Annotated in this window: 17 protein-coding genes; 11 read left to right on the top strand and 6 right to left on the bottom strand. The window is 67.2% G+C overall.

From position 1 onward, the window contains the following. Positions 1-26: 26 nt before the first annotated feature. Positions 27-431 carry a hypothetical protein gene (locus ACZK0Z_RS19555; RefSeq protein ID WP_197632728.1) on the bottom strand — a complete coding sequence of 135 codons (405 nt, stop codon included), beginning with the start codon at positions 429-431 and terminating at the stop codon, positions 27-29. A gap of 170 nt (positions 432-601) precedes the next feature. Between ACZK0Z_RS19555 and ACZK0Z_RS19550 the strand changes: the two genes are divergently transcribed. Continuing rightward, positions 602-2,632, top strand: a complete 2,031-nt coding sequence (locus ACZK0Z_RS19550; RefSeq protein WP_197632727.1) for a M3 family metallopeptidase — start codon at positions 602-604, stop codon at positions 2,630-2,632. A 108-nt stretch (positions 2,633-2,740) separates the two neighbouring features. On the opposite strand, the gene ACZK0Z_RS19545 is transcribed toward ACZK0Z_RS19550, so the two are convergent. Further along, complete coding sequence (locus ACZK0Z_RS19545) at positions 2,741-3,544, bottom strand: SDR family oxidoreductase (RefSeq protein ID WP_197632726.1); 804 nt, start codon at positions 3,542-3,544, stop codon at positions 2,741-2,743. Beyond that, positions 3,541-4,107, bottom strand: coding sequence for a DUF1415 domain-containing protein (locus ACZK0Z_RS19540; RefSeq protein ID WP_164147128.1), 567 nt, complete (start codon positions 4,105-4,107; stop codon positions 3,541-3,543). The genes ACZK0Z_RS19545 and ACZK0Z_RS19540 overlap by 4 nt, the downstream gene beginning before the upstream one ends. Before the next feature lie 193 nt (positions 4,108-4,300). Here ACZK0Z_RS19540 and ACZK0Z_RS19535 point away from each other — a divergent pair, with 193 nt between their 5' ends. The 3 genes from ACZK0Z_RS19535 to ACZK0Z_RS19525 all read left to right on the top strand — a co-directional run bounded on the left by ACZK0Z_RS19535 (position 4,301) and on the right by ACZK0Z_RS19525 (position 8,346). Next, positions 4,301-5,767, top strand: a complete 1,467-nt coding sequence (locus ACZK0Z_RS19535) for an aldehyde dehydrogenase family protein (protein ID WP_197632725.1) — start codon at positions 4,301-4,303, stop codon at positions 5,765-5,767. Positions 5,768-5,784: 17 nt separating this feature from the next. Then, positions 5,785-6,912, top strand: coding sequence for an NAD(P)-dependent alcohol dehydrogenase (locus ACZK0Z_RS19530; protein WP_197632724.1), 1,128 nt, complete (start codon positions 5,785-5,787; stop codon positions 6,910-6,912). 339 nt (positions 6,913-7,251) lie between these two features. Next, a complete protein-coding gene (locus ACZK0Z_RS19525) occupies positions 7,252-8,346 on the top strand; it encodes a helix-turn-helix domain-containing protein (RefSeq protein WP_238378644.1) in 1,095 nt (364 codons plus the stop codon). A gap of 35 nt (positions 8,347-8,381) precedes the next feature. Here ACZK0Z_RS19525 and ACZK0Z_RS19520 read toward each other — a convergent pair whose 3' ends face one another. After that, a complete protein-coding gene (locus ACZK0Z_RS19520; protein WP_005419468.1) occupies positions 8,382-8,864 on the bottom strand; it encodes a YajQ family cyclic di-GMP-binding protein in 483 nt (160 codons plus the stop codon). A 91-nt stretch (positions 8,865-8,955) separates the two neighbouring features. Here ACZK0Z_RS19520 and ACZK0Z_RS19515 point away from each other — a divergent pair, with 91 nt between their 5' ends. From ACZK0Z_RS19515 to ACZK0Z_RS19505, 3 genes are all read left to right on the top strand, one after another. Further along, on the top strand, positions 8,956-9,852 hold the full coding sequence (locus tag ACZK0Z_RS19515; RefSeq protein WP_197632723.1) for an EamA family transporter: 897 nt from the start codon (positions 8,956-8,958) through the stop codon (positions 9,850-9,852). Positions 9,853-10,062: 210 nt separating this feature from the next. Further along, positions 10,063-11,070 (top strand): methionine ABC transporter ATP-binding protein, encoded by a 1,008-nt coding sequence (locus ACZK0Z_RS19510; protein ID WP_010481369.1) that lies wholly within the window; start codon positions 10,063-10,065, stop codon positions 11,068-11,070. Further along, entirely contained in the window at positions 11,067-11,756 is a 690-nt protein-coding gene (locus ACZK0Z_RS19505) for a methionine ABC transporter permease (RefSeq protein WP_049429251.1), read from the top strand. The genes ACZK0Z_RS19510 and ACZK0Z_RS19505 overlap by 4 nt, the downstream gene beginning before the upstream one ends. A 120-nt stretch (positions 11,757-11,876) precedes the next feature. Here the strand turns inward: ACZK0Z_RS19505 and ACZK0Z_RS19500 are convergent, their stop codons facing one another. Continuing rightward, a complete protein-coding gene (locus tag ACZK0Z_RS19500; RefSeq protein WP_197632722.1) occupies positions 11,877-12,479 on the bottom strand; it encodes a lipocalin family protein in 603 nt (200 codons plus the stop codon). 127 nt (positions 12,480-12,606) lie between these two features. On the opposite strand from ACZK0Z_RS19500, the gene ACZK0Z_RS19495 reads away from it, so the two are divergent. Both ACZK0Z_RS19495 and ACZK0Z_RS19490 read left to right on the top strand, forming a co-directional pair. Beyond that, a complete protein-coding gene (locus tag ACZK0Z_RS19495; RefSeq protein WP_049429252.1) occupies positions 12,607-12,936 on the top strand; it encodes a hypothetical protein in 330 nt (109 codons plus the stop codon). Between the two features lie 69 nt (positions 12,937-13,005). Continuing rightward, entirely contained in the window at positions 13,006-15,102 is a 2,097-nt protein-coding gene (locus ACZK0Z_RS19490; RefSeq protein WP_049429253.1) for a prolyl oligopeptidase family serine peptidase, read from the top strand. Between the two features lie 109 nt (positions 15,103-15,211). On the opposite strand, the gene ACZK0Z_RS19485 is transcribed toward ACZK0Z_RS19490, so the two are convergent. Beyond that, positions 15,212-16,396, bottom strand: coding sequence for a pyridoxal phosphate-dependent aminotransferase (locus ACZK0Z_RS19485; RefSeq protein WP_197632735.1), 1,185 nt, complete (start codon positions 16,394-16,396; stop codon positions 15,212-15,214). Between the two features lie 191 nt (positions 16,397-16,587). Here ACZK0Z_RS19485 and ACZK0Z_RS19480 point away from each other — a divergent pair, with 191 nt between their 5' ends. Together ACZK0Z_RS19480 and ACZK0Z_RS19475 are read left to right on the top strand one after the other, a co-directional pair. Continuing rightward, entirely contained in the window at positions 16,588-18,699 is a 2,112-nt protein-coding gene (locus ACZK0Z_RS19480) for a S9 family peptidase (protein WP_049429255.1), read from the top strand. 54 nt (positions 18,700-18,753) lie between these two features. After that, positions 18,754-19,179, top strand: coding sequence for a YbaN family protein (locus tag ACZK0Z_RS19475; protein ID WP_049429256.1), 426 nt, complete (start codon positions 18,754-18,756; stop codon positions 19,177-19,179). Positions 19,180-19,286 lie beyond the last annotated feature (107 nt).

The following is a 19,286-nucleotide window of genomic DNA, read 5'->3' as shown; positions in this document are numbered from 1 at the left end:
CCACGCCCGGCGATCACGATGGCGTCTCAATACCCCGCTGCGGTGAACGCATCCAGCACCGCATCACGCAGGGCATCGGGCAGCGCCTCGATGTCCATCGCGCGGTCATCAAGATGCAGGCTCGGGTCCAGCGTGCTGGCGCGGCCCTGCGCCAACGCCTGCAGCCACAGCAGCACGCAGATCACGAACTCGCGCTCATGGCCCAGCCGCAGCTGGCTGGCGCCGCGTTCGATCACTTCGAACGGGTACCACTCCTGGGCATCGCTGAACGTGCCGCCCTGCTGCAGCACCGTCTGCAATTGCTGCAGGTGGCGCGGGGCGTCGTCGCCGGCATCGCACAATGCGGCGATCCAGGTCAGTTCGGCCGGGCTGGCGGACAATGCCAGTGACCGGGCCGGTGAGGAGGATGCAACTGCAGCCAGACCTTCCATGTGGGGCCTCGTTCGGTGCGTACCGCTGCGGACTCCCCCGCACTCAGAGCTTCGGTGCGTGGCCGTAAGGCCGATGTGAATGCCGGGCCGTGCCCCCTTGTCAGCCACGCCTGCCAGCGCCATATCTACAGAACTGCCCGCCCGCCGGGCCCGTACCCTGGAGACCTGCCGTGACCGTTGCCAACCCCCTGCTCGATTTTTCCGGCCTGCCGCGTTTCGAGGCGGTCCGTCCGGAGCACGTGGCGCCGGCGCTGGACGTGCTGCTGGCCGAGGCGGAAGCCGCTGTCAGCGTCGCCGAGCAGGTGCAGCCGGTCACCTGGCAGACCTTCGTGGCCCCGCTGGACGATGCCACCGAGCGCCTGTGGCGTGCCTGGGGCCTGGTCGGCCACCTGCAGGGCGTGGTCAACACGCCGGAACTGCGCGAGGCCTACAACAGCAACCTGCCGCGGGTGACCCGCTTTGCCAGTGCACTGGGCCAGAACCTGGCGCTGTATCGCCAGTACCAGGCGCTGGCCGGCAGCCCCGAGGCGGCGACCTTCGATGAGGCCCAGCACAAGGTGCTGGACAACACCCTGCGCGATTTCCGCCTGGGGGGCGCCGAACTGGCGCCGGAGGCCCAGCAGCGCTTCGCCGCGATCAAGGAGGAACTGTCGGCGCTGTCGGCGAAGTTCTCGCAGAACGTGCTGGACGCTACCGATGCGTGGTCGCTGATCATCGAGGACGAAGCGCGCCTGGCCGGCCTGCCCGATGACGTGAAGGCCGCCGCGCACGCTGCGGCAGAAAAGGAGGGGAAAGCAGGTTGGAAACTGACCCTGCAGATGCCGTGCTACCTGCCGGTGCAGACCTGGGGCGAGGACCGTGATCTGCGCGAGATCCTGTATCGCGCCAGTGCGCAGCGCGCCTCCGAATTCGGCGACGACGCGCTGGACAACAGCGGCAATATCGACCGCATTCTCGCCCTGCGCGCGGAACTGGCGGCGCTGCTCGGCTTCGGTTCGTACGGCGAGTATTCGGTGGCGACCAAGATGGCGCAGGACCCGGCCGAAGTACTCGGCTTCCTGCGTGACCTCGCTGCACGTGCCAAGCCGTTCGCGGCCAAGGATCGCGCCGAGCTGGAGCAGTTCGCGCGCGAGCAGCTGGGCATCGAGCCGTTGCAGGCCTGGGACCTGGCCTTCGCCGCCGATCGCCTGAAGCAGGCGCGCTACAGCTATTCCGAGCAGGACGTGAAGCAGTACTTCACCGAACCGAAGGTACTGGGCGGCCTGTTCTCGGTGATCGAGCAGCTGTACGGCCTGCGTGTGCAGGAGGACAGCGCCCCGGTGTGGCACGAGGACGTGCGCTTCTTCCGCCTGGTCGATGCGCAGGGCGCGCTGGTCGGCCAGTTCTATCTGGATCTTTATGCGCGCGAGGGCAAGCGCGGTGGTGCGTGGATGGATGATTGCCGCAACCGCCGCGTGCGCGCCGATGGCAGCGTGCAGACGCCGCTGGTCTACCTGGTGTGCAACTTCGGCCGTGGTGCCAATGGCAAGCCGGCTACCTTCAGCCACAACGAAGTGACCACGCTGTTCCATGAGATGGGCCATGGGTTGCACCAGCTGCTGACCCGCATCGGCGAACTGGGCGTGGCCGGTATCAATGGCGTGGAATGGGATGCAGTGGAGCTGCCCAGCCAGTTCATGGAGAACTTCTGCTGGGAGTGGGATCACCTGCAGGCGATGACCGCGCACGTGGACAGTGGCGAGCCGCTGCCGCGCGCGCTGTACGAGCGCATGCTGGCCGCGCGCAACTTCCACAGCGGCATGGCCACCGTGCGCCAGCTGGAATTTGGCCTGTTCGACATGCTGCTGCACAGCCAGTTCGAACCGGCGCAGGACAGCGTGCTGGCATTGCTGGATCGCGTGCGCGCGGAAGTGGCGGTGAACCATCCGCCGGTCTGGAACCGCTTCCCGCACCAGTTCAGCCATATCTTCGCCGGTGGCTATGCGGCGGGCTACTACAGCTACAAGTGGGCCGAGGTGCTGAGTGCCGATGCCTACGCCGCGTTCGAGGAAGCGCCGCAGGCGCTGGCGGAAACCGGTGCACGCTTCCGCGATGAGATCCTGTCGCGGGGTGGCAGCCGCCCGGCGGCGGAGAACTTCAAGGCCTTCCGCGGCCGCGCACCGCAGATCGACGCGCTGCTGCGCCATTCGGGCATGGCGTAAGCCGCTCTGGTAGGTGCCAACCCTGGTTGGCACTTCACCGCCATCCACGCATGGCGTGGATCTACCAATGATCTTCAGTAGATCCACGCCATGCGTGGATGAGGCGGGTCATTCGGCGTAGATCATCTTCCGGGTCATGCCGCCGTCGACGACGAAGTCCTGGCCGGTGGTGAAGCCGGACAGCGACGACAGCAGGTACACCGCCAGCGCGCCGATGTCCTCGGGCTGGCCGACCCGGCCGATCGGGTGCTGCGCATGGTCGATGGCCGAGTACTCAGGCTCATGGCGCCGTGAGGGCGCCTGCCAGGCCGTGGTGCCGATCCAGCCGGGGCTGATGCTGTTCACCCGCACCGCCGGGCCGGCGCTGATCGCCAGCGCATGGGTGAAGGCGACCAACCCACCCTTGGCGGCCGCATAGGCCTCACTGTGCGCCTCGGATTGCCAGGCGCGGGTTGAGGCGATGTTGATGATTGCCCCGGCAGCGCTGGCCGACAGCGCCGACAGCGCGTGCTTGCTGCACAGGAAGGCGCCATGCAGCGACGATAGGCGGCGTTGCCATTCGTCCCACTCCATGTCCTGCAGCCGCGTGCCGTGCGGCCCCGCGATGCCGGCATTGTTGACCAGCCCGTCGATGTGTCCGAAGCGACGCAGCGCCTCGGCGACGAACGCGCCCACGCTGCCTTCGTCGGTGATGTCCAGGCGCTGGAACGCAGCGTCATCACCGCGCTGCCATTCCACCAGACACGCTTCGCCGGCCTCCACGTCCAGGTCGCCGATCAGCACGCGGCCACCGGCACCAAGCACGGCCTGGGCGATGCCGCGGCCGATGCCGTTGGCACCCCCGGTGATCAGCACCACCTTGCCCGACAGCGGCGCGGCCGGCCATGCGGCAATCGGCGGAACGCGGCTCATGACAGGTCGTCGCCACGCAGGCGGCGATGCCAGCCGTCCACGCCGATGCGGTCCAGGGTCTGGATGTTGCGCTCGACGATCACGTCCGGGTCCGGATAGACGTCCACCGCGCGCGCCACGCTGTCCTCGCGCAGCAGGTGCAGGGTGGGGAAGGGCGCACGGTTGGTGTAGTTGCTGGCGTCGTCGGCGGCCACGCCCTCGAACTGGTAATCCGGATGGAAGCTGGCTACCTGCAGGATGCCCTGCAGGTCCAGTGCCTCGATCGCGGCGTCGGCGTTGTCGAGGAAGTCGTTGTAGTCGAGGAAGTCGGTCAGCACCTGCGGATGCACGATCAGCGTGGTATCGATCTGCTCGGCCGGCGTATCGCGCAGCAGCACCAGCTCCTCGGCCAGCTGTTCGACCAGCGCTTCCGGCGTGGTCGCATCGCTGAGCACGAAACGGACCTGGTCCTTCACGTACACCGCCTTGGCGAACGGGCACAGGTTCAGGCCGATGACGATGCGCTCCAGCCACAGGCGGGTGGCGGCGATCGGGTCATCGGTGGGCAGGTGGGCATCGGTCATGGCGGGCACGTCGGCTGGCGGGGCGGACATTGTAGGCAGTGTGCCGCCGCCGCGCTGTTCACTGTGCAGGAACTGGACAGTCGTCATGCTGGAAATCCCCGCCGATTCAAGCCCTTGCGGGCGGCCGCTGGATGGCCGATTGCCTGCCGCGGACGGCGGGCGTGGAATGGGCGCACGACACAGGAGGACACCCATGACTGCATCTTCCCCGTGGCTGCCGGATGCCCTTTGGGCCGGCGCCTTCTTCGATGGTCGCTGGCAGGCGGCCGAGCAACGGCAGCTGGTGATCGAGCCGGCCACCGGCAACACCCTCGGCGAGATCGGCCTGGCCGACCCGGCGCAGGTGGCGCGCTCGGCGGCAGCCGCTGCCCAGGCGCAACAGGCGTGGGCGTCAGCGCCTTACGAGCAGCGCGCTGAGGTCATGCGCAAAGCGGCACGCCTGGCCGAAGAGAACATTGACACCCTGGTCGAGTGGCTGGTGCGCGAAAGCGGCTCCACTCGCCTGAAGGCCGGCTTTGAGGCGAAGGTCACTATCAAGGCATTGCACGAAGCCGCGGCGCTGCCTTCGCGTAGCGTCGGCGAGATCCTGCCGTCCGAGCCGGGCCGGCTGAACCTGGCGCGGCGTCGGCCACTGGGCGTGGTCGGCGTCATCTCACCCTTCAATTTCCCGCTGTACCTGGCCATGCGCGCGGTGGCGCCGGCCATCGCGCTGGGCAACGCGGTGGTGCTCAAGCCGGACCCGCGCACGGCGGTGTGCGGCGGCGCGGTGATCGCACGCCTGTTCGAGCAGGCCGGGCTGCCGGCAGGTGTGCTGCACATGCTGCCCGGTGATGGCGCGGCCGGTGCCGCGCTGACCAGCGATCCGCACGTGGCGATGATCCAGTTCACCGGTTCCACCGCCGCTGGACGCAAGGTCGGCGAAGCGGCGGGCAGGCACCTGAAGAAGGTGTCGCTGGAGCTGGGTGGCAAGAATTCGCTGATCATCCTCGATGATGCCGACCTCGACCTGGCGGTCGCCAACACCGCGTGGGGCGTCTACCTGCATCAGGGACAGATCTGCATGGCGACCGGCCGCGTGCTGGTGCATCGGAAGATCCATGATGCGTTCCTGCAGAAGCTGGTGGCCAAGGCCAATTCGCTGAAGGTGGGCGACCCGGCACGGGAAGACGTGGCGATCGGCCCGCTGATCAATGCTGGCCAGCGTGACCACGCCACGCGCGTGGTCGAACAGGCGGTGCAGGCCGGTGCTTCGCTGGAGGCCGGCGGTTCGCACCGCGATCTGTTCTTCGCACCGACCGTGCTTGGCAACGTCTCTGCCGACAATCCGGCGTTCAACGAGGAGATCTTCGCACCGGTGGCGGTGGTGGTGCCGTTCGACGATGACGACGATGCCGTGCGCCTGGCCAACGACAGCGAGTACGGCCTGTCGATGGCCATCGTGTCCAGCAACGTCGGGCGTGCGTTGAAGCTAGGCGAGCGCCTGCGCACCGGCCTGCTGCATATCAACGACCAGACCGTGAACGACGAAGTGATCAACCCGTTCGGCGGCGTCGGTGCGTCCGGCAACGGCAGCAGCATCGGTGGCGCCGCCAACGGGGAAGAGTTCACCCAGTGGCAGTGGTTGACCGTCAAGGGCGAAGCGCCCGCTTACCCGATCTGATCGAAGGAGCCATCACGATGAACGACAAGACCACGACCCACGAGATCACCGCCGCCGTGGTCCGCGGCAAAGAACAGCCCTTCGTCATCGAGCAGGCCCGGCTGCGTGGCCCGCAGGACGACGAGGTATTGGTGAAGGTGGTGGCGACCGGCCTGTGCCACACTGACCTGATCGTGCGCGACCAGTACTACCCGGTGCCGCTGCCGGCAGTGCTCGGCCATGAGGGGGCTGGCATCGTCGAGGCGGTGGGCCCGAACGTGCGCGACCTCAAGGTGGGCGACCATGTGGTGCTGACCTATGGCGCCTGCGGTCACTGCAATCCCTGCCGGGGCGGCCACGGTGCCTACTGCAAGGACTTCTTTGCGCTGAACTTCGGTGGCGACGATGGCCACGGCCATACCGCCATCACCGATGCGCAGGGCCAGCCACTGCACGACCATTTCTTCGCGCAGTCTTCGTTTGCCACCTTCGCCATCGCGCGCGAGATCAACGCGATCAAGGTGCCCGACGACGCGCCGCTGGAACTGCTGGGCCCGCTGGGCTGCGGCATCCAGACCGGTGCCGGTGCGGTCCTCAATTCGCTGCAGGTGCGCTCGGGCAGCAGCTTCGCCAGCTACGGCGCCGGTGCTGTGGGCCTGAGCGCGGTGATGGCGGCCAAGGTGGCCGGCGCCACCACCATCATCGCCATCGACGTGGTGCCCTCGCGTCTGGAGCTGGCACTGGAACTGGGTGCGACCCACGTGGTGAACAGCCGCGAAACCGACGTGATCGAGGCCGTACGCGCGATCACTGGCGGTGGTGCGGACTTCGCGCTGGAATCGACCGGTCGCCCCGAGGTGCTGTCGGCCGGTGTCGAGGCACTGGGTGGCTTGGGGATGATGGGCGTGGTGGGGGCACCGAAGCTGGGTACCACCGCCAGCTTCGATGTGAACAACCTGCTGCTCGGTGGCCGGAGCATTCGCGGCATCGTGGAAGGCGACAGCGTGCCGCAGGTGTTCATTCCGCAGCTGGTGACGCTGTTCCAGCAAGGCCGCTTCCCGTTCGACAAGCTGGTGAAGTTCTATCCGCTGGAACAGATCAACCAGGCGGCGGAGGACAGCACGAAGGGAATCACGCTCAAGCCGATCCTGCGCATCGCGGCCTGAGCAGAAGGTGGGGTTGCAGGGCTGCGCCCTGCACCCGCCGAAGCAACGTCCACGGCAATGGCAAAAGCGGGCATTCCGTGGGATGGCGGGGTGGCTCCGGTTTCGGGGGGCGCTGCAAGTACGTCCATGTAAGCTCGGTCGCGCCATCCATGGCGCTCACGCCCCGCAACCGGGCCCACCCCGCCTTCGACAGGTTCCCGCTGCTGTTGGTCGGCACGGGGTCGGATCCGTTTTCCAAAGGAAAACGGCTCTGACCCCTTGTTTGACCCGCTGGCGGAAACATTCCGTTGTCGGAACGTAACGTGGCGTTGCCGCCGACGGGTGTACGCTGCCTTCATGATGGCCACGACAGTCGGGCAACAGCAGTTGGTGGCGGCACGCGCCGCCTTCGCCGAGGGCGACGCGCGTTCATTGGGCGTGTTGCCGCTGCCGCTGCAGCAGTCATGGCTGCGTTCGCGCGCGGCGGGCCTGCTGCCCGGGCAGGAGCCGGACTATCGTCCGCTGCTGGGTGACGGCCGGCATCTTTCCGATTCCGGCGACCGTCGGCTCGCGCGCTGCGTGCGGCCGGAGCTGGAACAGCTGTGGGCTGCCTTTGGCGGGCGTGGCTGGACGATGTTCTGTGCCAACCGTGAGGGCATGGTGATCGCGCAGCAGGCCCATGGCCTGGAAGATGCACCGCTGCTGCGTCCGATCCAGGTTGGGCGGAGGCTGGGCGAGGGCGAGATCGGCACCACGGCGCCGGCGGTCAGCCTGGCCGACGACCTGCCTGCGCTGGTACGGGGCAATGAACACTACCTGCAGCGCTTCGCCCCGGTGTTCTGCCTCAGCGAGCCACTGCACGATCTCGATGGGCAGGTATGCGGGGTGATCGACATCACCGGCCTGGGTGAGCGTGATCCATCGTTGTTGCAGGGCTATTTTCGGCAGGCCGCGCTGGCCAGCGAGAACCGGCTGTTCCACGCGCTTGCCGACGTGCATCTGTTGGCGCTGCAGCACGATCCGCGCTGGTTGGCGTCACCATTGCAGGGGTTGCTGGCGGTGCAGGAGGATGGCCAGCTGCGCGCGGCCAACCGTGTTGCGCGGCGCCTGCTGGGCCTGCCGCGTCGGGGACCGTTGCCGTTGTTGAACCTGGAAAGCGTGTTTGCCGGCGCCAGTGCCGCGCAGCGGCGGCGCCTGCTGCAACCCGGGGCGCCGCATCGGGTGCGGGTGGGCGAGGGCAGTGCGGTTTACCTGCAGCACCTGCAGGCGCCGCGCAAGGTCGCTGGCCGCAGCGCGCAACGGCCTTCAGCGGCGACGATGGATGCACCGCTGTTGCGTGATCAGCAGCGTGAAGCGGCGCGCCGTGCCGCGCAGGCGGCGGATGGCAATCTGAGCCTGGCCGCGCGCCAGCTGGGTATCTCGCGCACCACGCTGTACAAGCTGCTGCGCGGTTGACGTTGCAGTCCGCCGGGCCATGCCCGGCGGGCAGATCAATCGCGGAAATTGTTGAACTGCAGCGGCAGCTCGAACTTGCCGGCCTTGAGCACGGCGATGGCATCCTGCAGGTCATCGCGCTTCTTGCCCTGCACGCGCAGCTTGTCGCCGTTGATCTGGCTCTCCACCTTCAGCTTCGCTTCCTTCAGCGCGGCGGCGATCTTCTTGGCGATCTTCTGCTCGATGCCCTGCTTGACGGTGATCTTCTGCCGGGCCTGGGCCAGGTTGGTCTCGATGTCGCCGAACTCCAGGCTGAGCACATCGATGCCGCGCGCGGCCAGGCGTGCACGCAGGATGTCGTTCATCTGCTTGAGCTGGAATTCGGTCGGCGCGAACTGATTGATCACGTCGCCATCGCGTTCGAACTTGGCATCCACGCCCTTGAAGTCGAAGCGGGTGGCCAGTTCGCGGTTGGCTTGGTCGATGGCGTTGGTCAGCTCGTGGGTGTCGACTTCGGACACGACGTCGAAGGAAGGCATGGGCGTGGCTCCGCGGAATTCAGTGGCGGCCATTCTATCGCGGCGCCCATGCCCGGCGCCCGGCGGGGCGCGCGGTCGGCGATAATGGGGCATGAACGTGCAACGCTCCCCCTCGCGTGCGGTGGCCTGGATGGTCGCTGCGGTCGCCTGTTTTTCGCTGATGGACGCTGGCATGAAGCAGCTGGCGGCCAGCTACCCCACCCTGGAAGTGACCTTCCTGCGCGGCGCGGCCTCGTTGCCGTTCGTGCTGGTGTGGGTGCTGGTCAGTGCCGGCCCGCGCTCGCTGGTGCCGCGGCGCTGGGGCCTGCACCTGCTGCGTGGCGCGCTGGGCATGGCGATGATCGGGTGCTTCGTGTTCGCCCTGCGCGACCTGCCGCTGTCCACCGCCTACACCATCTATTTCGTTGCGCCGCTGCTGATCGCTGCACTCTCGGTACCGCTGCTCGGTGAACGGGTCGGGCCGCGGCGCTGGGTGGCCATCGGCATCGGCCTGGTTGGCGTGCTGGTGGTGCTGCGGCCGGGCGTGGATGGCTTCATCTCGGTGCCGGGGCTGATGGTGCTCGCCGCGGCCACCGCCTATGCCGTGGCTGCGATCACGGTCAGCCTGCTGACCCGCACCGATACTTCGCAGTCGATGGTGGTCTGGTTCCTGGTGATCATGGCGATCGGCGCGGGCCTGCTGGCCCTTCCCGGCTGGGTACCGCTGCAGTTGGCGCATGCGCCGCTGATCGCCGGCATGGGCCTGGCCGGGGCACTGGGCCAGATCGCGCTGACCAAGGCCTTCCAGCTGGGCGAGGCGTCGATGATCGCGCCGTTGGAGTACAGCGGCCTGGTCTGGGTGATCGGTTGGGACCTGGCCTTCTGGGGCCAGCTGCCGGACGGCTATACCTGGGTGGGTGCGGCGATCATCGTGGCGTCGGGGCTGTACCTGCTGCACCGCGAGCGGGTGAACCGGCAGGAACCGCCGAAGCCGCTTGATCATCCCTGAGCTGGGTCGGCCGGGGAATGGAGTCAGAGCCCCTGCGGGGATCCGACCCCGGGGCCGGATCCCCGCAGGGGCTCTGACCTCGGCTCAATCACCGTCACGGGCGCCTTAGAACCAAAAGGAATAACATTCTGGCCCATGGCGCGGGCGCGCGAGCGCCGGCGCTGGTAGGCTGCACGCCCCCTTCCGTCACCCAGCCGGTGAGCCACGCCCGTGATCGAGTTCCAGCGCCTGCACAAATCCTATGCCGTTGCCGGCCGCGAAGTCAGCGCGCTGCAACCGCTGGACCTGACCATCGAAGCTGGTGAGGTATTCGGCATCATCGGCCATTCCGGCGCCGGCAAGTCGACGTTGATCCGCATGATCAACCGCCTGGAAGAGCCCAGCGGTGGCCGTCTGCTGATCGGCGGCGAGGATGTCACCGCGCTGGACGCGGACGGCCTGCGCGCGCTGCGCCGGCGCATCGGCATGATCTTCCAGCACTTCAACCTGCTGTCCTCGCGCACCGTGGCCGGCAATGTGGCCTTCCCGCTGGAGCTGGCCGGCACGCCGAAAGCGGAAATCGACGCGCGTGTGGCCGAGCTGCTGCAGACCGTTGGCCTGGAAGCGCATGCGCAGAAGTACCCGGCACAGCTGTCCGGCGGACAGAAGCAGCGCGTGGGCATTGCGCGTGCGCTGGCGACCCGTCCGCAGATCCTGCTGTGCGACGAGGCGACCAGTGCGCTTGACCCGCAGACCACCGCGTCTGTGCTGTCGCTGCTGTCGAAGATCAATCGCGAGCTGGGCCTGACCATCGTGCTGATCACCCATGAGATGGATGTGATCCGCCGCGTCTGCGACCGCGTGGCCGTGCTCGACGCCGGCCAGATGGTCGAGACCGGGCCGGTCACCCGCGTGTTCCTGCACCCGCAGCACCCGACCACGCGCCGGTTCGTCAGCGAATCGGAGCATGTGGACGAGGGCGCGCTGCACCGCGATTTCGACGTGGTCGGGGGCCGCATCGTGCGCCTGACCTTCCTCGGCGGCGACACCTACGAACCCCTGCTCGGCAGCGTCGCGCGGCAGACCGGGGTCGACTACAACATCCTGTCCGGCCGTATCGACCGGATCAAGGACACCCCGTATGGCCAGCTGGTGGTCGCCCTGGTGGGCGGCGACCAGTCCGCCGCGCAGGCCGCGTTCGTGGCCGCCGGCGTGCATGTTGAGGAGCTGCGTCGATGATCATCGCTACTGCCGGCGGCTTCTTCCGCCACCTGGATGCGGGCAAGTGGGCCGACATCGGCCAGGCCACCATCGACACGTTGCTGATGCTGCTCGGTTCGCTGCCGCTGACCCTGGCCATCGGCCTGCCGCTGGGTGTGCTGCTGTACCTGTTCGGCGCACCGCAGATGAAGCGCCGGCCGTTCGCCTATGGCGTGCTGGCGCTGGTGGTGAACCTGCTGCGTTCGGTGCCCTTCATCATCCTGATGATCGTGCTGATCCCGGTCACCCTGCTCCTGATGGGAACCTCGCTGGGCGTGCGCGGTGCGATCGTGCCGCTGGTGATCGGCGCGGCACCATTCTATGCGCGCTTGGTCGAGACCGCGCTGCGTGAAGTCGACCGGGGCGTGATCGAGGCGACCCAGGCGATGGGCGCCACCACCTGGCAGCTGGTCACCCGCGTGCTGCTGCCCGAAGCGCGCCCCGGCCTGATTGCCGGTGCGACGGTCACCACCGTGGCGCTGATTGGTTTCACGGCGATGGGCGGCGCGATCGGTTCCGGTGGCCTCGGCGACCTGGCGTTCCGCGATGGCTACCAGCGCTCGCACACCGACGTGGCCCTGGTCACGGTGGTCCTGCTGCTGATCCTGGTGCAGCTGCTGCAGATGCTCGGCGACCGCCTGGTCGCGCATTACAGCCGCAAATGACGCGGCGCCCCGTGCTGCCCCGGCGTCGCCCGGTGCATCGCGGCAGCCGGCCAGCGGCCGGCTCTACCCCATTGTCTGGAAACGGTAGTGCCGGCCGCTGGCCGGCAATTCCACATGCGGTCAACGCACGTTCGGCACTTCGTAGCCCAGCTTGCCGACCTGCTCGGGGTGCTGCGGCACGCGCTTGAGCTTGTCGGTGTTCACGCCGTACTCGTCGCGCAGGCGCTCGGCCAGCTCCTTGTAGAGGCCTTTGTCCATGTCCGGGGTGCGCGAGAAGATCCAGGCCATCTCACGGCCGGGGTAGCCGATCAGCGCCCAGGAATAATCCGGTGCCACTTCCAGCACCCGCGAATGGGTCGGCACGACGCGGTAGAACCAGGTACGCCAGCCGTGGTTGCCGCTGTCCGGGTCGACGCTGGCGCGGGCACGCACTTCCTGCAGCGGTTCGCCGAAGCCATCACGGTAGCGGTAGGTGATGCCGACCTTGTGTGCGTCGCGCAGTTCGTACTCGTTGACGCTGGCGACATGGCCACGTTCGATGAAGTTCGGCACGCGGCCGATCACGTACCAGGTGCCCATGAAGCGCTTCAGGTCGATCGGTGCGTCCAGGGTAGCCGCACCAGAGGCGCTGGTACGGGGCGACGGCGGCTCACTGGCGGCCACGGCGGGGCCGGCCAGGGAAAGGGCCAGCAGCGCGGCGCAGAGCGGGCGGATCGAAGTCATGCGGGAGCGGGCTCCAGTGGGCTTGCACGCGCATGGTCGACTGTGTGCACGCGATCCGTCAATGGTGTCGCAACCTGTGAGAAGGGCCTTGCCCAAGCTGTGTTGCATTGTCCACCGGAGAAGCCCCATGAACGCTCGTTCCGTTCGTCGCCCTGCAACTGAACGCGTCATCATTGAACGCGCCCATCCGCGCCTGCTGCGCAGCGTGCGTCAGGTCGCTCTGGCCGGCCTGGCGCTGGTACTGGTCTGGCCAGCCGCGCGTGGCAGCAACGCCTGGCTGGGCTGGCTGCCGATGTGGCTGGTGGGCATGCCGCTGGTGGCCTGGTGGGCGCTGCTGCGCTTCCCTGCGCCGCGCCTGTCGTGGTTGCGGCTGGCCCGTCGCACCGGTGGACAGGCGCGACGCCGCGGCCGTGGCGCCGTCCGTGGTGGCCGCCGTAGCTCGACCGCCGCGGCCTGACCTTCGACACGGGGGCGGCTGCAGCGATCCATGCTAGCGTTCCACGGCTTATGACTGCCTGGAGCTGCAATGTCTCGACTCGCTTCCGCCTGCCTGTTGGCCGGCATGATGACCGCTGCCTCGGTGGGGACCGCCGTGGCCGCTGAAGACACCGATCGCTACGCCTGGCTGGAGGACGTCACCGGCGACAAGCCGCTGTCCTGGGTCAAGGAACAGAACGCCAAGTCCGAAGCGCGCCTGGCGCAGACCCCGGCTTTCAAGCAGATGGAGACCAGCATCCGCGAGGTGCTCGACTCCGACGCCAAGATTCCCGCCGTGCAGAAGATCGGCGACTACTACTACAACTTCTGGAAGGACCAGCAGCACGAGCGCGGCCTGTGGCGGCGCACCACGCTGGCCGAGTACCGCAAGGCCTCGCCGCAGTGGGAAACCGTGCTCGACCTGGATGCGCTGAACAAGGCCGAGGGCGAGAACTGGGTCTGGCACGGCGCCGACTGCCTGCGCCCGGACTACAGCCGCTGCCTGATCGCGCTGTCGCGCGGTGGTGCCGATGCCGACGTCACCCGCGAATTCGATCTGTCCAGCAAGAGCTGGATCAAGGACGGCTTCTTCCGTCCCGAGTCGAAGGGTGGCCTGAACTGGATCGATCGCGACACCGTGTTCGTCTACACCGACTTCGGTGCCGGCTCGATGACCACCTCCGGCTACCCGCGCGTGGCCAAGCTGTGGAAGCGTGGTACGCCGATGGCCTCCGCCAGCGTGGTGTATGAAGGCAAGCCGGAAGACATGTACATCGCGGCGATGCACGATGACACTCCGGGCTTCGAACGCAACCTGGTCAGCCGCACGCTGGCGTTCTACAACAACGAGATCTACCTGCGCGGCGACGATGGCACGCTGACCAAGATCGACGCGCCGAACTCGGCCGAGAAGGGCCTGCACAAGCAGTGGCTGACCCTGGAGCTGCGTGATCCGTGGACCGTGGGTGGCAAGACCTATGCGTCCGGTTCGCTGCTGGCGACCAGGCTGGATGACTTCCTGGCCGGCAAGCGCGAGTTCGACGTGTTGTTCACCCCGACTGCGACCACCTCGCTGGCCGGCGCCACCTGGACCAAGAGCCATCTGGTGCTGAACGTGCTGGATGACGTCAAGAACCGCCTGTCGGTGCTGACCCCGGGCGCCAATGGCTGGCAGACCAGCCGCTTCGTCGGCGCGCCGGCCTTCGGCACGCTGGGCGTGTCCGCGGTCGACAGCAACGACAGCGACGCTGTTTGGCTGACCGCCACCGACTACCTGACCCCGACCACCCTGGCACTGGCCGAGATCGGACAGGCCCCGGAAACGCTGAAGACCATGCCGGCCTTCTTCGATGCCAAGGGCAAGGTGATCGAGCAACACTTCGCCACCAGCAAGGACGGAACCCGCGTGCCGTACTTCGTGGTGCACGACAAGGCGATGAAGCTGGACGGCTCCAACCCGACCCTGCTGTATGGCTACGGTGGTTTCGAAATCTCGCTGACCCCGGGCTACTCCGGTGGCATGGGCCGCGCCTGGCTGGAGAAGGGCGGCGTGTACGTGGTTGCCAACATCCGTGGCGGCGGCGAGTACGGCCCGCGCTGGCACCAGGCGGCGCTGAAGCAGAACCGCCACAAGGCCTATGAAGACATGGCCGCCGTGGCACGCGATCTGGTCAAGCGCAAGATCACCACCGCCAAGCACCTGGGTGTGCAGGGCGGCAGCAATGGTGGCCTGCTGACCGGGAACATGCTGACCCAGTACCCGGAGCTGTTCGGTGCGGTGGTGGTGCAGGTGCCGCTGCTGGACATGAAGCGCTACAGCCACCTGCTGGCCGGTGCGTCGTGGATGGCCGAGTACGGCAACCCGGATACCAGCGACTGGGAGTTCATCAAGACCTTCTCGCCGTACCACCTGTTCGACGCGAAGAAGAACTACCCGCCGGTGCTGTTCACCACCTCCACCCGCGATGACCGCGTGCACCCGGGCCATGCCCGCAAGATGGCGGCGAAGATGATCGACGCCGGCAAGGACGTGACCTACTACGAGAACATCGAAGGTGGCCACGGCGGCGCAGCCAACAACGCGCAGGCCGCACACATGTCGGCGCTGGCCTACAGCTTCCTGTGGGAACGCCTCGGCGGTAAGTAAGCAGAACGGAAAACGCCGCCCCAGGGCGGCGTTTTCCGTTATCGGGTAGCGCCGGGCCATGCCCGGCGCGCGCGTAGCGCGGCAGGATGCCGCCGGGCATGGCCCGGCGCTACCGGAAATGCTTCAACCCGCGCGCGATCCGCTCCACCGCCTCCTGCAACCGCGGCACTTCCTGCGTGTAGGCCAACCGCACGTGCTGGTTCGCACGGTGGAAGCCGAAATCCAGCCCCGGCGTGAATGCCACGTGCTCGGTTTCCAGGAAATGGGCGCAGAACGCCTGCGCGTCACCGGTGAATGCGCTGACATCGGCGTACAGGTAGAACGCACCCTGCGGCTCGACTTCGATGCGGAAGCCCAGTTCACGCAACGCCGGCAACAGGAAGTCACGGCGCTGGCGGAAGGCTTCGCGACGCTGCTCGAAGATCGCCATCGCTTCCTCGCTGAAACACGCCAGTGCGGCATGCTGGGCGATGCTCGACGCGCTGATGTACAGGTTCTGCGCAAGCTTCTCCAGGTCCGGCACCGCCGCCGGCGGTGCCACCAGCCAGCCCAGCCGCCAGCCGGTCATGCCGAAGTACTTGGAGAAGCTGTTCAGCACGAACGCGCTGTCGTCCACCTGCAGCACGCTGGGCGCATCCAGGCCGTAGGTCAGGCCGTGGTAGATCTCGTCCACCACCAGGTGGCCGCCGCGCGCGTGCAGGGTCTTCGACAGTGCTGCCAGTTCGTCGGCGGAGAGCACGGTGCCGGTGGGGTTGGCCGGCGAGGCGACCAGCGCGCCGACGCTGTCGGCATTCCAGTGCTGTTCGACCAGCGACGGAGTGAGTTGATAGGCGGTCTCCGGCCCGACCGGCACCAGCTGCGCGCCGCCTTCCACCAGGCGCAGGAAGTGGCGGTTGCACGGATAGCCGGGGTCGGCCAGCAGCCAGTGGCGGCCGGGGTCGACCAGCAGGCTGCTGGCCAGCAGCAGCGCACCGGAGCCGCCCGGAGTAACCAGGATGCGCTCGGGGTCGATGTCCAGCCCGTAGTGGCTGCGATAGAAGCCGCTGATTGCCTGGCGCAGGGCCGGCAGGCCACGTGCGGCGGTGTAGCGTGTATGGCCGGCGGCCAGTGCGGCCTGTCCGGCACGCACGATCGGTTCGGCGGTGGTGAAGTCCGGTTCGCCGATCTCCAGGTGGATCACATCGTGGCCCGCCTGTTCCAGCGCCTGGGCGCGGGCCAGCAGGGACATCACGTGGAACGGGGCGATTTCATGGCTGCGCCGGCTGTAGCCCGGCGTGTGGGGCAGGGTGCTCATGCGCCCATGGTACGCCGCGCGCTGGGGTCGGATCCCTTTTGCACGCAAAAGGGCTCTGACCCCAGCAGGAGCCGCACCATGACGATCCGCAGGGTTGCCGCATCGCCGCGATTGGGGTCAGATCCCTTTTCGGGAAAAGGGATCTGACCCCGTCGAAGACCATTGCATTGATGCGCCTGGAGCCTTATTTCATGAAACCTACCCTCTGCCTGTTGCTTGCCAGCCTGATGACCACCACTGCCAACGCCGCCCCCCTGCCTGTTCCGCCGGATGCCGCCAAGCACCCGCATGTGGTCAAGGCGCCGTTCGGCGCGACCCGCAGCGATGACTACTACTGGCTGCGCGACGACAAGCGCGAGAACAAGGACATGCTGGCCTACCTGCAGGCCGAGAATGCCTATGCCGACCAGCTGCTGGCACCGCTGAAGCCACTGGAAGACACCCTGTACAAGGAGATCGTCGGCCGCATCAAGCAGGACGATTCCAGCGTGCCGGCGCGTGAGCGCGGCTACTGGTACTACAGCCGCTTCGAGACCGGCCAGGACTACCCGATCCATGCGCGCCGCAAGGGCAGCATGGACGCGGCCGAAGAAGTCCTGCTGGACGTCAATGCGATGGCTGCCGGCAAGGGCTACTTCAGCGTCGGCTCGATGGAAGTGAGTCAGGACAACCAGCTGCTGGCCTGGGCCGATGATGACGTCGGTCGCCGCCAGTACACGATCCGCTTCAAGGACCTGGCCACCGGCAAGGTGCTGCCCGACGTGATCACCGGCAGCTCCGGCGACCTGGTCTGGGCCGACGACAACCGCACCGTGCTGTACGTCGAGAACGATCCGGAAACGTTGCTGACCGTGCGCGTGAAGAAGCACGTGCTGGGCACCCCGGCCAGCGCCGACACCGTCGTCTACGAGGAGAAGGACGACAGCTTCTACATGGGCATCGGCCGCACCCGCGACGATCGCTTCATCACCATCGGCGTGCACAGCACGGTGTCCTCGGAAGAGCGATATGCACCCGCCAGCGACCCGACCACCTTCACCGTGCTGGCGCCGCGCCAGCGCGACGTCGAGTACGACGCCGACCACTACGATGGCCGCTGGGTGATCCGCACCAACGACGGTGCGAAGAACTTCAAGCTGGTCACCGCACCCACCGATGCCACCTCGCGCGCGCAGTGGAAGGACTGGATCGCGCATGACGATGCCGTGTTCATCGAGGGCTTCGAACTGTTCGACAGCTACACCGCCATCGCCGAACGTTCCGAAGGCCTGGAGCGCATCCGCCTGCTTTTCAAGGACGGCCGCAGCGACTACGTGAAGGCCGATGAGCCGGCGTATTCGATGGGCCTGGGCGACAATACCGAAGCCGACACGCCGTGGCTGCGTTACATCTACACCTCGATGACCACCCCGACCACGGTGTTCGAACTGAATACCGCCACCGGTGAGCGTCGCCAGCTGAAGGTGCAGCCGGTGATCGGCTATGACGCGTCGAAGTACGAAACCGACCGCGTCTGGATCACCGCGCGCGATGGCGTGAAGGTGCCGGTGTCGCTGGTCTACCGCAAGGGCTACAAGAAGGACGGCAAGGGCGCGCTGTTCCAGTACGCCTATGGCAGCTACGGCATGTCGATGGACCCGTACTTCAACCAGACCGCGGTGAGCCTGCTCGACCGTGGCGTGGTGTATGCCATTGCCCACATCCGTGGTGGCCAGGAAATGGGCCGCGACTGGTACGAGAACGGCAAGCTGCTGCACAAGCAGAACACCTTCAACGACTTCATCGACGTCACCCGTGCCCTGGTGGCGCAGGGCTGGGCGGCGAAGGATCGCGTGGCGGCATCCGGAGGCAGTGCCGGTGGCCTGCTGATGGGCGCGGTAGCCAACCAGGCGCCGCAGGACTACCGCGTGATGGTGGCGCAGGTGCCGTTCGTCGACGTGGTCACCACCATGCTCGACCCGACCATTCCGCTGACCACCAACGAGTACGACGAGTGGGGCAACCCGGAGCAGAAGCCGTACTACGACTACATGCTGTCCTACTCGCCCTACGACAACGTGAAGAAGCAGGCCTATCCGGCGCTGTTCGTGGGCACCGGCCTGTGGGATTCGCAGGTGCAGTACTGGGAACCGGCCAAGTGGGTGGCCAAGCTGCGTGACGACAACACCGGCCATTACCCGATCCTGTTCCGCACCAACATGGAAGCCGGCCACGGCGGCAAGTCGGGGCGCTTCCAGCGTTACCGCGAGCTGTCCGAGTCGTACGCGTTCGTGCTGCAGCAGCTGGGCATCGCCCAGCCGTGATCGCGACAGGGTGCCGGGCACTGCCGGGCACCCTGAACCGGTATCCTTGCGGCCATGAGCGCGCCAGATCCTTCCGCCCCACGCGACGCCACCACGCCACCGCGCGTGGTGCGTTTCCGCTGGGCGTGGTGGCTGCTGGCCTACGTCAGCCTTGGCACCGGCATCGTCGGCATCTTCGTGCCGGGCCTGCCGACCACCGTATTCATCCTGATTTCGGCCTGGGCCGCTTCGCGCGGCTCCGAGCGCCTGCACACCTGGCTGCTGCAGCATCCGCGCTTCGGTCCGGCCATCGCCAACTGGCAGGCGCACGGGGCGGTCAGCCGCTACGGCAAGTGGATGGCCACGATCACGATGGCGGTATGTGCCGGCATCATGCTGTGGTGCGTGCCGATCGCCTGGGTGAAGTGGTTCTCGATCGGCAGCATGACCGTGGTGGCGATCTGGCTGTGGACCCGGCCGTTGCCACCGTCGGAGGGCTGAACATGGCCCGCCAGCGGCCCCCATGGGGGCGGCAAGGGGTAGAGTCGACTGTTAGTCGACTATCGCGCGCAGCGCGGGGTTTTCGCTATCTGATCGAAGAGCAGTCG

The sequence above is a fragment of the Stenotrophomonas sp. 116085_Sma genome, assembly GCF_056479585.1.
The sequence above is the reverse complement of the archived record's forward strand: the minus strand, read 5'-3'. Positions and strand labels throughout refer to the sequence as shown.

Coding starts and splice junctions, on each gene's coding strand:
- ACZK0Z_RS19495 (WP_049429252.1), top strand. CDS start 12,607: ATGAACGCTCGTTCCGTTCGTCGCCCTGCAACTGAACGCGTCATCATT.
- ACZK0Z_RS19540 (WP_164147128.1), bottom strand. CDS start 4,107: ATGACCGATGCCCACCTGCCCACCGATGACCCGATCGCCGCCACCCGC.
- ACZK0Z_RS19520 (WP_005419468.1), bottom strand. CDS start 8,864: ATGCCTTCCTTCGACGTCGTGTCCGAAGTCGACACCCACGAGCTGACC.
- ACZK0Z_RS19505 (WP_049429251.1), top strand. CDS start 11,067: ATGATCATCGCTACTGCCGGCGGCTTCTTCCGCCACCTGGATGCGGGC.
- ACZK0Z_RS19530 (WP_197632724.1), top strand. CDS start 5,785: ATGAACGACAAGACCACGACCCACGAGATCACCGCCGCCGTGGTCCGC.
- ACZK0Z_RS19485 (WP_197632735.1), bottom strand. CDS start 16,396: ATGAGCACCCTGCCCCACACGCCGGGCTACAGCCGGCGCAGCCATGAA.
- ACZK0Z_RS19475 (WP_049429256.1), top strand. CDS start 18,754: ATGAGCGCGCCAGATCCTTCCGCCCCACGCGACGCCACCACGCCACCG.
- ACZK0Z_RS19555 (WP_197632728.1), bottom strand. CDS start 431: ATGGAAGGTCTGGCTGCAGTTGCATCCTCCTCACCGGCCCGGTCACTG.
- ACZK0Z_RS19535 (WP_197632725.1), top strand. CDS start 4,301: ATGACTGCATCTTCCCCGTGGCTGCCGGATGCCCTTTGGGCCGGCGCC.
- ACZK0Z_RS19480 (WP_049429255.1), top strand. CDS start 16,588: ATGAAACCTACCCTCTGCCTGTTGCTTGCCAGCCTGATGACCACCACT.
- ACZK0Z_RS19490 (WP_049429253.1), top strand. CDS start 13,006: ATGTCTCGACTCGCTTCCGCCTGCCTGTTGGCCGGCATGATGACCGCT.
- ACZK0Z_RS19515 (WP_197632723.1), top strand. CDS start 8,956: ATGAACGTGCAACGCTCCCCCTCGCGTGCGGTGGCCTGGATGGTCGCT.
- ACZK0Z_RS19525 (WP_238378644.1), top strand. CDS start 7,252: ATGGCCACGACAGTCGGGCAACAGCAGTTGGTGGCGGCACGCGCCGCC.
- ACZK0Z_RS19500 (WP_197632722.1), bottom strand. CDS start 12,479: ATGACTTCGATCCGCCCGCTCTGCGCCGCGCTGCTGGCCCTTTCCCTG.
- ACZK0Z_RS19545 (WP_197632726.1), bottom strand. CDS start 3,544: ATGAGCCGCGTTCCGCCGATTGCCGCATGGCCGGCCGCGCCGCTGTCG.